The organism is Phyllobacterium endophyticum (assembly GCF_003010935.1).
Lineage (GTDB): Bacteria > Pseudomonadota > Alphaproteobacteria > Rhizobiales > Rhizobiaceae > Phyllobacterium > Phyllobacterium endophyticum.
This window is the reverse complement of the sequence record NZ_PGGN01000005.1, coordinates 94,061-106,529: the sequence shown is the minus strand read 5'-3', so window position 1 is coordinate 106,529 and position 12,469 is coordinate 94,061. Positions and strand designations below refer to the sequence as shown.

Here is a 12,469-nt window from a genome sequence, read left to right as displayed (position 1 = left end):
TTGACTATTGCGCATGAAAACATTGTCAAGCCTCGATCAGCCGGTTTCTTATAGCATACCGGACGAGGGCCGCCGTGGATTTGGCGTCAAGTTTCCGCATGGCAGCCGCGCGATGGGTTTCGACGGTCTTCTCGCTCAGTCCGAGCACCGCCGCCGTCTCCTTGTTGCTGTGCCCCTCGGCAATCAATTTGACCACAGATGTTTCGCGGGAGGTGAGAATGCTGGGTGAGCTGTCCGTTTTGGCAAGATAGGATGACACCAGCATGTCGGACACCGTTTTCGTAAAAAAAGGTTGGCGGTGTTCCAGCGCCTCGACTGCCTGAACGAGGTACTGGGTGGCATCGGTCTTCAGCAGATAACCCCTGACGCCGGCTTCCAGGATATTGCGCAGCAGCGCTTCATTGTCGTGCTGGGTAAAGATCAGTACCTCGGTCTTCGGACTGTGAAGGCGAATTTGCCGGGCGGCCTCGACACCGTTGATGAAGGGGAGCGCATAGTCGAGTATCGCAATTTCCGGCTGCGTCGCCCGCGCCTGTTCAACGGCATCGCGCCCATTGGCAGCCTCTCCGACAACCTCCCAGCGCTCCCGCTTTGACAGGATCGCCTTGACGCCTTGCCGGACAATCTCGTGGTCATCCGCAATCAGAATACGTGTCATGGACTTCCCCCGGCGTCCTGCCGGCAAACCCCGGCGAGACGCTGCAATCCTACATCGTATTGGCGGTTCCGGCAAAAATTAACAGTTACGTACTTACGATAATGCAGCCGATCATTGCTAATGGCGCCAAATAATGTGGGAGCCTGGCATATGCGGCAACGATCAATAAACATCGGTCAATTTGCAGGATTGGCCCTGTCAATCTGCATGACGATGCCGGGGGCCGCGATGGCCGCCGATCTTGTCGTCGCGATGCCTAACTGGCCGTCGGGACAAGTGACGGCGAACATCATCAAGACCAGTCTCGAGAAGAACCTGCAGCTCAGCGTGGATGTCGAGGAGATGGGCACGATGACGGCGTTCGCTGGCCTCGCTTCCGGGGAAGTCGATATACACCCGGAGGTCTGGCTGCCCAACCTCGATTCGCTGGTCAAGAAATACTCGGAGAAGGTCCAACTCGCAGATTTTGGCGTTTCCGCATGGCAAGGGCTTTGTACGACCAGGCAAACCGCCGACAAAACCGGCATTCATGCGGTTGGCGACCTGCTCGATCCAAAGAAGACTGCTGCTTTCGACACGGATGGCGATGGACAGGGGGAGATGTGGATCGGTGCGGAGACGTGGTCATCGACAGTGATCGAACGCATTCGCGCCAAGAGTTACGGATATGCCAAGACGATGCGGCTCCTCGAAATGCCGGAGGAAATGGGCATGGCCGCCGTCGATGCTGCCGAGGCGACGGACAAACCGATTATCTTTGCCTGCTACAGCCCTCACGTCGTGTTCAAGTTGCATGACATCGTCAAGCTGGATGAGCCTGCCCATGACGCATCCAAGTGGAATGTCATCCTGCCCGCCGATGATCCCGAATGGCTGACCAAATCGAATGCACCCGTTGCCTGGGACGCCGCGCGCTTCCACGTCGCCTATTCGAAGGCACTGGCCACGAGCAAGCCGGAAATAACGAAGTTCCTGGACAATATCGACTTCACGCCGGATGAAATCACCGAAATGAGCTATGCGGTCGAGGTGGACCGTCAGCCGCCCGCCGACTACGCCAGCGCGTGGGTCGCAAAACATGGCGACCGGGTAGCGAAATGGATGAAGGATACGGCGAAATGACCACGCGTTCCGTCTCCTGCCTGAGCTTGGGATCAGCATATTTCATGGCCGCGGCTGTGCTGCTTGGCAGTATCGCCGGCGGATACGCACAGGTTCCGAAGACGCAGATATATGACACAAAAACCCGGACCTGGATCGCCTATGACAGCAAGAAGGCCCGCAAATATTATGCGGCCAATGGCCAGGTTCCGGAAGCTTTCCGCAGGCAGGTCGTACCCTTTCGGACAGCTGAAAAACCGGGGACCATCATTATCGATGGCAATCAGCACTTCCTTTATCTCGTAAAGGGCGGTGGTCAGGCTGTCAGGTATGGTATCGGAGTCGGACGTGACGGTTTCGGCTGGGCCGGCATCGTCCGCGTTGGTCGGGTGGCCGAATGGCCAACCTGGACACCGCCGGCGGAAATGGTGGCTCGTGACCCCAAGGCGCTGAAATTCGCAGGCGGTATGCCCGGAGGTCCCGACAATCCGCTCGGAGCCCGTGCGCTCTACCTCTACGAGGGGGATCAGGACACGATTTACCGCATCCACGGCACGCCCGAACCCTGGTCCATAGGGCTCAACGTATCGTCCGGTTGTATCAGGATGAACAACGAGGACATCGTCGATCTCCACTCGCAGATCGCGGTTGGCGCGAAGGTGATTGTGCTCATGCAGGGTGCATCGCTCTACAAGGGCGTTTGACGTCAAAACGGGGGAAAACATGATTGGGAACCTGCCAAAGAAGGCCGCAGCGCTCGCTGCCTGTTCGATATTCGCAGGATGCGTCTCCAGCCCGGCGCCGGAGAACATGGCGCGTAACACGGCCCAGACGGCGCCTGCGGATCTGCAACTCGCCTGCGCCAGCGCTGCGGCTACCAAGTTTGGCGGCGACAATGCGTCTATCCTGCCAGTCAGCTCGGCCGCGGTAGATGGCGGCAGATATCAAATCATTCTTGATTCCAGGGGGCAGCGCTCGACCTGTCTGATCGACTCCACGGGAGCCGTGCTGTCGCTGGAAAAGGCTTGAGCCGAAACATTTCAGGAGAAGCAACCATGTCATTGCACCAGCGGACGATCGTCATCGTTGCCTCAGTGGCATTGTTACTGATTTCCGGGTCAGGGGTGCCCGCCCGGGCGCAAACCCCCGCCGCGGCACCAGCGCCTGCCGCCGCGGCATCAGCCGCGCCGGCGCTTCTTTCGGCCGATGATCTCGCCATACTTGTCGCTCGCATCGCTCTCTATCCGGATGATCTAGTGGCGCTGGTTCTGTCGGCCGCTCTCAATCCGCTGGAAATCGTTCAGGCGCAACGTTTCCTCGATCAATCGAAGGCGAAACCCGACGCCAAGCCCGACGCCTCATGGGATGGCAGCATCATCTCGCTTTTGAACTATCCGACAGTTCTGAAAATGATGAACGATGATCTCGACTGGACGCAGCAGCTTGGAGATGCGGTCGTCAATCAGCAGAAGGACGTGCTGATGGCGATACAGCAGTTGCGCGACAAGGCTGTAGCCAATGGCGTCATCAAGTCCAACGACAAGGTCATCGTCGAAAAACAGAATAATAATATCGTCATACGTCCGGCACAAAAGGAAGTAACCTACGTTCCTGACTATGATCCCGTTATCCTGACCAGCCCGACATACGTCGCAGCAGCCCCGATCATCTACGGCGACCCCTATCCATCCTATTACTACCCATATGCACCCTATTGGGCCGGGTTCGTGACGGGCGTCGCATGGGGTGCAGCTGTCGATTGGAACCGCTGGAACAGCTGGGGTGGAAACGACATCGACATCAACGTGAATAATTTCAACAGAAACGACTACCACTTCGACAGGACCAACATAAACAATCTCAACTTCGACAAGAATAACTTCAATTTCGACAGCACTTCGATCCAGAATAATCTGCGCCAGAACAACGCCAACCGGCTCGATCTCAAGGGCAGCACTCAGCTTGGCAGTCTTGGCGGATTGGCTGGCAGTAACGGCTCGAGAGTCCAGAGCAGCGATGTTCGCCGCGACGTGCAGAACCAGCTGAAACAGGGTGGTCAGGCAAATGCCGCCCGCAGCCTGCCCAATCAGGCCAGTCGAAACGCGGGCCAAGCCGCGGCCAACCGCAATCAGGGTCAAGCCGCGGCCAACCGTCCGAACGCGAACAAAGCCAATGTATCGCGGCCGCAAACACCCCGTCAAAAGCCCGCCGCCCGTGCCGATAACCGTCCGCGTCAGCCGAGCGCACTTGGCAACTATAGCCCGGGCCGGGATACCCGCGTCGCGTCACAGCGTGGCAATGGCAGCCTTGGCGGTGGAGGCGGCGGACGCAGGATCGAAGGCGGCGGTGGTGGCAGAGGGGGCGGTGGCGGGCGCTTTCATCGCTGACCGCCGATCGAAAAAACAAGCTCCTTTCGAAGGAACATGAAATGTATCACGCATCTCTCAAGGTTATTCTCGCTCTCGTTGGCCTGGCAATGATCAGCGCAATCACGCCGTCATTCGCTGCCGACCCCGCCCTGCAGAAATTCGTTGGCGCAAAGCCGGAAACGTTCGCCGAGCCAGACCAGGCTCTGGAGGCGCTCAAGCAGGGCCTGGACAAGGCGGACGTCGAGGGTTTGGCCAAGCTCCTCGGCCTCAACGTGGATGCGGCGAGAAAATCCGAGGACTTCGACCAGCGGTTGATGGAATTGCAGCAGGCAGCCAAGCAGAAGGCGGCACTCGAAGACGAGGAAGATGGCTCGAAGGATGTCATTCTGGGTGATCTCGCATGGCCATTTCCGTTTCCCCTGGTTCAGGAGGGAAATCGCTGGCAATTCGACACTCTGCGTGGGCTGGAGGAGGTTCTGGCACGACGCGTCGGCGAGAATGAACTCGAAGCTATACGGACCCTCGAGAACTACCTGATCGCGCAAATGGCCTACGCGCTCCAGGACCGGGACGGCGATAGTGTCAAAGAATTTGCCCAGCAGGTCATCAGCGACGAGGGCACGCGAAACGGGCTCTATTGGCCTGCCACCGATGGTGAGGAGAGCCCGGCGGGCAGCTTCGGCGACCCGGGCAAGGTTCAAGGCAGTGCCGCAACTGATCATGGCTATTACGGCTATCGGTTCCGTATCCTCAAATCACAGGGCAGCAATATCGCCGGCGGCAAATATGACTATGTGATCAATGGCAACATGATCGCCGGACATGCGCTGATTGCCTGGCCGGCAATCTACGGGGAAACCGGAATCATGACGTTCGTCCTCAGCCATCAGGGCGTCATCTATGAAAAAGACTTTGGCCGGGCTACCGACAGGGCAGTCAAGGAGATAAGGTCGTTCAATCCCGACAAGAGCTGGGAGCCTGTCGAAGAATGAATATGTGCTCAAAACTGGGGGAACGTTCATGAGACATTCCATCGCGTTTGCAACCATGCTTGCGGCCGGACTTTTAACCGCCATGCCTGTGCGGGCGGCTGATATCGCCTCGCCGATGGCACCTGAGCTCAACCAGGTCGAAAAGGAAGGCTGGACCTTCGCATTCAGCCCATATTTCTGGGCGGCGGGCATGTCCGGCGACACGGGCCTGTTCGGACTGCCGACAGTGCACATGGACATGGACTTTGGCGATATTCTCGATGAGCTCGATTTTGCTGCCATGGCAATCGGCGAAGCGCGCTACGATCGCTACAGCATCTTCACAGACATCATGTATACGAAGATTTCCAGTGGCAGGGCGACGCCAAGAGGCATTATCGCGGACGATGTCGACGTAACCTCGGAAACCTTTGCCGGGCTTGTCGGTGCCGGCTATTCGGTCCTGCAGAGCGACAGGGGAAACCTTGATGTCGTTGCCGGTTTGAGGGTGTGGCACGCGAGCACTGAAATTTCGTTCGGCGGCGGCATTCTCGATGGCGTCAGCCGGGAAGACAGCGCGACCTGGGTCGATGGCCTGGCAGGCATCCGGGCGAGATATTCCATCACCGACAAGGTCTACCTCACCGGGTGGGGCCTTGTCGGCGGCGGCGGGGCCGATATCGACTGGGATGTCGCGGCCGGGATCGGCTACAGCTTCAACGAAAAACTATCCGCAGTCGCTGGCTACAGGGCGCTGGGCGTCGACTATAGCAGCGACGGGTTTGTCATGGATGTCGTCCAGCAAGGCCCGATCTTCGGCGTCGTCATGCGTTTCTGATCGACCCGAAGGCGAGGCCGGCGATTACATGTCGCACTTCTTGTAGGTGACATACATGTCGTCGCCGAAAGGATCGAAGCGCTGGAACGTGTTTGCATCGACGATCTTGAATGTCTGACTGACGTCGCTCACGATCATGGAATCGGTGCATGACAACTTCGCAGAAAGCCGGTCTTTTTGCTTCGTAACGCTTTCGGTGGTGCACACGGCATTGGGTCCCGTCACCTTGCTGCCGCTGATCAGCAATCCTGTCGACGTCGATGCGGTCCGGTCCTTGAACTCTATCGTTTTGCCTGTTTTCTTGAACGTGTCTTCGCACCTGGTGCCGTTCATGGTCCAGGCACCTTGCAGATCCTTGATCGTTTCGGCCATGGCGCCTGTCGTCAGGCACAGGCCAATGCCGCCCGTCACTATCATTTTGCTGACCGTGCTGTTCATTGAAATCACTCCGGGATCCGTTTCACTTCAGGCGACGATAGACACCCTGCCACCCGCAGCAAACCGGCGCGCCGGAAATATACAGCTACGATACGGTAAATGCTCGTCTAGGGAACTGCCAGCAAAAGCAGGAATGCGATGAAGACGACCAGATGCACCATCCCGGTCAACACCGTGGTGCGGCCGGTTCCGAAGCTGTGGATACTGATGGAAAGAACCAGTGCCAGAAGGACAGTATCGCCGGAGGACAGGCCGAGCATGAGCTCTCGTCCTGTAATCAGGCTTGCCGCCCCGACCGCGGGAATTGTCAGTCCGATGGTTGCCAGCGCCGACCCGAGCGCGATGTTCAAGCTTCGTTGCAGTTCGTTGTTGAGAGCGGCGCGAATGGCGGCGAGGGCTTCCGGCAGAAGAACAAGCGTCGCGATGAAAGCGCCGACGATCGAGTCGCTCTGTTTGACATCGAGAGCGGCAAGGCCTTCCTCGATCCCGACAGCGACCTGTTCCGCCAGCAGCACGATTCCAACCAGACCGATCACCAGCAGGATTGCGTTCGCATAAAGCGATGTCCTGGATGCCTTTCCGGCGTGAATGCCGGAATAGGAGGTGCTCTCGTCGAGAAAATCATCGCGGTGCCGTACGGTTTGCGCAAACACGAAGCTTGCGTAGAGCAGCACTGAACAAAGACTGACGAAGACGAGCTGAATCGGCGAGAAGCTGCCTGGATCGGTGGAAAGCGTGTAGTTGGGCAAGACGAGTGTCAGAACCGTCAATGCGGTTAATACCGAAAGGATGGCGCTGGTGCCCTGGCGCTTCAAATCCTGCTGGCGATGCTGCCATGCTCCAAGGGTGAGGCATAGGCCGACGACGCCTGCACAGACGATCATCACGGTCGAGAAAACAGACTCCCGCGCCAGGGTGGGATTGTTTTCGCCGTGCAGCATCATCGAGACGATGATCGAAACCTCTACCGTCGTGACGGCGAAGGTGAGCAGCAGGGTTCCGTAGGGCTGGCCAAGACGGAATGCAAGTGCTTCCGCATGTTCAAGGACGACAAAGACGGTGACGAGCAGAACGCACAGGGTGACGGTCGAAATGAGGATTGTGACCCAGGCATGGCCTTGGCCGTCAGGAACGCCAAACAAATGTACGCCCGCCGCAAGGGCCAGAGCTGCTGGCGGCACCAGATATGAGGAAGCCGGCATTTGATGGGAGATCATGGTCGCAAATCCCGAATGAGAGATTACCAGCGTAGCTTGCCTGACCCGGCGCAGCCATAATTCTATAGGGCTAAAAGAGGTGTTCAGTAAGGCAGGGCCCACTTTTAGAAGCTCTAGCCCTTCACGGCGCCTGCCGTCATCGAGCCGCTTATCTGCCGGTACATGATGATGCCGATCAGCATCGGTGGCAGGGCGCCGACGATCATGACGGCCGATGCCGCTCCCCACTGGATACCGCCGCCGCTGGCGGCAAAGAAGAAGGAAGCTCCGACCGTCATCGGCACCGCCCTGTTGGAGGTCAGCATCAATCCAAAGAGGAATTCGTTCCACGCGGTGATAAAACCGAAGATGAATACGGTGGCTAAAGCCGGGCGGCAGACCGGCAATATCACCTGTTTCATGATTCCCCAGTTGCTCAGGCCATCCAGTTTGGCGGCCTCGTCGATCTCGAAAGGCACGTCCGCTATGGCGTTGACGAACACAATCAGCGAAAGCGGCAGGTTGACGATCGTCAGGATCAGCCCGAGGCCAAGCTGCGTGTCCAGCAAGCCGGCGAACTGGAACATCATGTAAAGCGGGATCGCGAAGATGATCAACGGCACGGCGCGCAAATTGACGATCAACGGCATGAGCACCTTGCGGCCATATTCTCCGCGCGCGATGGCATAGGCTGCGGGGAATGTGACGAGCATGGCGAGCACGGTGCCAATCAGCGATGCCGCCAGGCTGTTGAAGAGATAGGCGAATATATTCAGCCGGTCGGTGACCTGAAGAATCTGTGCGTAGTTGGCAAGGGTCGGGTCCGAAATCCAGAAGCCCGGATTTACGGAGATTTCCTTGCCACTCTTGAATGATGTGATGAGCGTGACGATGACGGGAAAGTTGAGGGCGAGAACCGCAAACGCATAGATGATCCAGCGCAGAACATCAGAGCGAGATCCACTATGACTGAATTTTTCTCTGTTCATGATATTGCGCCTTTCCTGCGGCGCGAAAGCCATGTCAGGACGTATAGTCCTATGAAGGACGCCGCAAACAGCAGGACCGATGCGGCAATCGCCTTGCCAATGGCCCCCTGCTTGAAGAAGGCCTCGTAAATGTAGATCGGCAGCGATGTGGTCGAGCCGCCGGGACCACTTCCTGTGAGCGTGTACACGTTATCGAAGACGCGAAATCCGTCGATGAACCGGATGAAGAAAGTAAAGACGAGGGTTGGCAGCATCAGCGGCAATTCAATGGCCATCAATATCTGGCGGGAGGAGGCTCCGTCGATCGCAGAGGCTTCGCGCACATCGTTCGGGATAGCGCGATAGGCGGTGTAGAAAAGCAGCAGGGCAAATGGCGTCCACTGCAATGTTTCGACGACCACAAGCGTCCAGAATGCGTTTTCCGCGTTGAGAAATGAAGGACTGTCACCGAACCACAGGTAAAGATAATACGGGACGGGACCGACAAACTCGTGCAGTACAAGCCGGTACATGAGCCCGATCATTGCCGGTGCAACCATCAGGGGCAGCATGAGTGGCGCCATGAGCCAGGAGCGCTTCTCCATCAGCGGCGACAGGAACACCGCGAGGCCGAGACCGAGCCCACATTCGAGAACCGCCGTGATCACGCCGAAGCGCAGCGAAAACCAGCTGGCGCGCCAGAACTGTGAATCGCCGAGAACGTCGCTATAATTTCCAAAACCAACGATTTCCGGGCTGCGCAAATTTGTGAAACTGACGCGCGAGAGGCTATAGACGAGATCGATCAGGATTGGAAATCCGAGGAAAAGCAGGAGAAAGCCGACGAGCGGGCTCGCAAAAACTCTCCATCCTTTGTGGTCCAAATCGACCATGTTTTTCCTTTGCAAGAATTAGCTTCACTTATTTCCCCCTTTGTGGGGAAAATCCAAGAGAGGGGGTAGTTCAGTAAGGCAAATCCCCTCTCTAGCGCTTGGCAAGGGCTAAGATGCTGAAATCGCTTTCTCTCCCGCAAGGGGAGAGATAACGAGGGTGGCTCAAGGTTTAAGCAGCTTTTCCATACCGGTTTTCGTATTGGCAAGTGCCTCGTCAAGCGTCGACTGGCCGGACCAGTAGCCGGTGAATTCCTTTGCCTGCAGTTCGTAGACCGGGAAGGCGTTGGCCGATGTTGCGCCTGTCATCACATAGCCATAGGCAGCCGCATATTGGCCAAGCGTCACGAGATCCGGACGCTCTGTCGCGATCTTCGCCGCGACATCAGGCATCAGCGCCGGAGAGCCACCGCTGCGGGCGTAGAGCAGCGCGGCGTCCTCGGTCGCGAGCCATCGCAGGAACTTCTCGGCACCGGGCTTGTTGCTGGCATTCTTGTTTATCCCCAGCCCGAGGCCATGGATATGGTCTGCCCGACCCGCTGAACCGGCTGGCGGCGCAACGATTCCCACATTTTCCGCGATTGCTGGAGTTTTGGCAGGGTCGGTCAATTCGCTCGCTGCGGCGTTCCATTGCAAGGCTGTCGCCACCTGGCCGGAGCCAAACGCAGCGTTCGTTTCAGCATATTCGTAAGACAGGGAATCCTTGGGCGATGCACCGGCGTCGTAGAGCTTCTTGTATAGCTCCAGCGCGGTCCGGTAGGCAGGCGAGTCGATGGAGACATTACCCGAGGCATCCATCCAGTCGCCACCATTGGCACGCGCGACGGATTGCCAGACCATGATGTTGAAGAGCAGGTTCTTCATCTGCAGGACAGTGCCGTAACGCACAGGACTGTCGGGGTTTACCGCCTTGGTGAAATAGAGCGCAGTGGCCGCCCAGTCGTCCCACGTCCAGCTGTCCGGTGCCTTTGGCTCCAGTGATTTGCCGAGGTATTTCTGGCTGATCTCGCCATAGGTTGCCTTCGCCGCCGGATCAGCGAGCAGGGCGTCAACGAGGTCCTTGCGATAGTACATGAAATGCAACGAAAGGTCGGTGGGAACACCATATTGTTTCCCATCGAACTGCATCGTCTTCAGCACGGAATCCCCGAAGACTTTTGCCGCATCCGGCCCAAGGTCGACCGGCTCCATATAGGGTGCGTAACGGCCGATCGAATAGGTCGCGAGCAGGTTGATGTCGAAAGCGCTCGAACCTGCAGCCATGTCGGCTTGCAACTTGTCGTAGAAGCCGTCGCGGCTATAGAACAACAGTTCGACCTTGTCCTCGTCTGCCATTCCGCTTTGTGCGTTGTAAGCTTCCGCGGCGGCGCGCAATGCCGTCTCTTCGGAGCCGCCCGGCCAGCCGAGAACTGTGACGGTAGCGTTGGCTGCACCGAAGGATCCGGCAAGCAGCGCAAGAGCCGATAGCGTGATTTTGGCTAGTCTAAGCATTATAGCCTCCAGGGATTGAGCGGGACTGTGCAACTAGATCCGCTGCGCCGATCACACCTGCGTGGCGGCCGAGACCGGCAGGCACAAGGGTGGGGCGAAGCGACAAGGCGGGAAAGGTGAATGCACTGCGTACTTGGTCGATATAACCTTCGGCAAGGCCAATGCCGCCTCCGATAATGATGCGTCTGGGATCGAGCGCCAGCTGGATGTTCTGGCAAAGCATCGCCGCGCGCTTGGCCGAGATCGAAATGATGTGCGATGCCCATGGAGCGCCCGATCGTGCTGCCGCGAAAATCTCCCGGGCCTCCAAATCGAATCCGGCCTTGCGGGCTTCTCCGTTCATCCAGTGGCCAGAAACGCTGTCTTCCAACGGCCGGTTTGAGCATTCGAAATAGCCCTGGAACAGGCCGAAATGACCGGCAGTACCCTGCAGGAGCCGGCCGTTGAGGACGATGCCGCCGCCGATGCCCGTCGAGATGGTGAGGAACACCATGTCCTCGCGAGCACCGGCGCCAAAGCGGTGCTCGCCCCAGGCTGCGCTTTGCGCGTCGTTGAATGCCGTAGCCGACACGCCGAACGTGTCGCGCAACTTGTCGGCGAGTGCATAACTTGCAGGAAGTTTGAGCGTCGCCGGGTTCAACGCTGCCCAATGGCCATCCACGACGATGCCGGTCACCGCAGCCGCCACCCGGTCATACAAGCCTTTCCAGCCCAAGGTCGTCGCGGCGACAGCTTCAACCCAGCCGTCGGGCCCAAGCGTGTGATCAGTTGGGAAATGCAGCTCCCTCGCGATCTTGCCGTCCTTGACCAGACAGGCCAGCGTCTTGGTACCGCCGATGTCGATCGCGAGCACGCCCTTGCTGGCTTTATTCGCAGTTTCTGCAGCGATTGCCTGTTTAAACCATGAGGTGACATGTTCGGTACGGGTGATTGCCGAGCCGACCACGACACTGGATGCACCCCGGCGCAACGCTACGATTGCCTGCTCCGGTGTTCTGATACGGCCCTCCGCGATTACATGGGGGGTAAGATCGTGCAGCTGCGTAATCAGGTCGAAGTCGGGTTCGTCAGGCACGGGGCCGCCCGTGTAACCGGAGAGAGTCGATCCAACGCAGTCGGCGCCGGCCTTGAGAGCCGCAAGGCCATCCTCGACCGACGAGCAATCCGCCATCGCCAATGCGCCATTCGCGTGAATGGCCGCTATGATATTCGCAATTGTATCCGGGCGCGAACGCAGCGTCGCATCGAACGCCACGATTTGCGCGCCGGCCCTCGCCAGGGCGACCGCGTCCGCTACATGCGGCGTGATCCGAACCGGCGATGTCTCAAGGTCCTTCTTGACGATCCCGATGATCGGCACATCGGTCGCGGCGCGGACCGCACGCACATAATCAAGGGATTCTATTCTAAGCGCGCTGGCACCACCGGCAACCGCTGCCAGGGCAAATGCCGTCACCATCCTGGCATCGTCCATTGGACCGCCCGGCACGGGCTGGCAGGATACGATAAGTTTGCCTTTGAGATCCCCGATTTTCACACTTGTTCCTCG

General features: G+C 58.2%; 13 protein-coding genes. 6 read left to right on the top strand and 7 right to left on the bottom strand.

What is annotated here, in order from left to right; all coding sequences use genetic code 11:
* Nucleotides 1–25: 25 nt before the first annotated feature.
* Nucleotides 26–658: a response regulator gene (locus CU100_RS22170; protein ID WP_106718806.1), complete on the bottom strand. Its 633-nt coding sequence runs from the start codon at nucleotides 656–658 to the stop codon at nucleotides 26–28.
* A 150-nt stretch (nucleotides 659–808) separates the two neighbouring features.
* Here CU100_RS22170 and CU100_RS22165 point away from each other — a divergent pair, with 150 nt between their 5' ends.
* The 6 genes from CU100_RS22165 to CU100_RS22140 are packed head-to-tail and all read left to right on the top strand — an operon-like array spanning nucleotide 809 to nucleotide 5,937.
* Nucleotides 809–1,780: an ABC transporter substrate-binding protein gene (locus tag CU100_RS22165; protein ID WP_245419196.1), complete on the top strand. Its 972-nt coding sequence runs from the start codon at nucleotides 809–811 to the stop codon at nucleotides 1,778–1,780.
* The gene (locus tag CU100_RS22160) at nucleotides 1,777–2,463 is read left to right on the top strand and encodes a L,D-transpeptidase (protein ID WP_106718976.1); all 687 of its coding nucleotides are present in this window, start codon (nucleotides 1,777–1,779) and stop codon (nucleotides 2,461–2,463) included. Before CU100_RS22165 ends, CU100_RS22160 begins: the two co-directional genes overlap by 4 nt.
* Nucleotides 2,464–2,482: 19 nt before the next feature.
* On the top strand, nucleotides 2,483–2,788 hold the full coding sequence (locus CU100_RS22155) for a hypothetical protein (protein WP_106718805.1): 306 nt from the start codon (nucleotides 2,483–2,485) through the stop codon (nucleotides 2,786–2,788).
* A 26-nt stretch (nucleotides 2,789–2,814) separates the two neighbouring features.
* Complete coding sequence (locus CU100_RS22150; RefSeq protein WP_106718804.1) at nucleotides 2,815–4,146, top strand: DUF3300 domain-containing protein; 1,332 nt, start codon at nucleotides 2,815–2,817, stop codon at nucleotides 4,144–4,146.
* A 41-nt stretch (nucleotides 4,147–4,187) separates the two neighbouring features.
* Nucleotides 4,188–5,120: a DUF2950 family protein gene (locus CU100_RS22145; protein WP_106718803.1), complete on the top strand. Its 933-nt coding sequence runs from the start codon at nucleotides 4,188–4,190 to the stop codon at nucleotides 5,118–5,120.
* A gap of 28 nt (nucleotides 5,121–5,148) precedes the next feature.
* Nucleotides 5,149–5,937: a DUF481 domain-containing protein gene (locus CU100_RS22140; protein ID WP_146141890.1), complete on the top strand. Its 789-nt coding sequence runs from the start codon at nucleotides 5,149–5,151 to the stop codon at nucleotides 5,935–5,937.
* A 24-nt stretch (nucleotides 5,938–5,961) separates the two neighbouring features.
* On the opposite strand, the gene CU100_RS22135 is transcribed toward CU100_RS22140, so the two are convergent.
* From CU100_RS22135 to CU100_RS22110, 6 genes are all read right to left on the bottom strand, one after another.
* Nucleotides 5,962–6,375, bottom strand: a complete 414-nt coding sequence (locus tag CU100_RS22135; RefSeq protein WP_106718802.1) for a hypothetical protein — start codon at nucleotides 6,373–6,375, stop codon at nucleotides 5,962–5,964.
* Nucleotides 6,376–6,482: 107 nt separating this feature from the next.
* On the bottom strand, nucleotides 6,483–7,592 hold the full coding sequence (locus CU100_RS22130; RefSeq protein ID WP_106718801.1) for a calcium:proton antiporter: 1,110 nt from the start codon (nucleotides 7,590–7,592) through the stop codon (nucleotides 6,483–6,485).
* A 113-nt stretch (nucleotides 7,593–7,705) separates the two neighbouring features.
* Entirely contained in the window at nucleotides 7,706–8,560 is an 855-nt protein-coding gene (locus tag CU100_RS22125) for a carbohydrate ABC transporter permease (protein ID WP_106718800.1), read from the bottom strand.
* On the bottom strand, nucleotides 8,557–9,432 hold the full coding sequence (locus tag CU100_RS22120) for a carbohydrate ABC transporter permease (RefSeq protein ID WP_106718799.1): 876 nt from the start codon (nucleotides 9,430–9,432) through the stop codon (nucleotides 8,557–8,559). The genes CU100_RS22125 and CU100_RS22120 overlap by 4 nt, the downstream gene beginning before the upstream one ends.
* Nucleotides 9,433–9,594: 162 nt before the next feature.
* Nucleotides 9,595–10,920: an ABC transporter substrate-binding protein gene (locus CU100_RS22115; protein ID WP_106718798.1), complete on the bottom strand. Its 1,326-nt coding sequence runs from the start codon at nucleotides 10,918–10,920 to the stop codon at nucleotides 9,595–9,597.
* Entirely contained in the window at nucleotides 10,913–12,457 is a 1,545-nt protein-coding gene (locus CU100_RS22110) for a putative N-acetylmannosamine-6-phosphate 2-epimerase (RefSeq protein ID WP_106718797.1), read from the bottom strand. Before CU100_RS22110 ends, CU100_RS22115 begins: the two co-directional genes overlap by 8 nt.
* Nucleotides 12,458–12,469 lie beyond the last annotated feature (12 nt).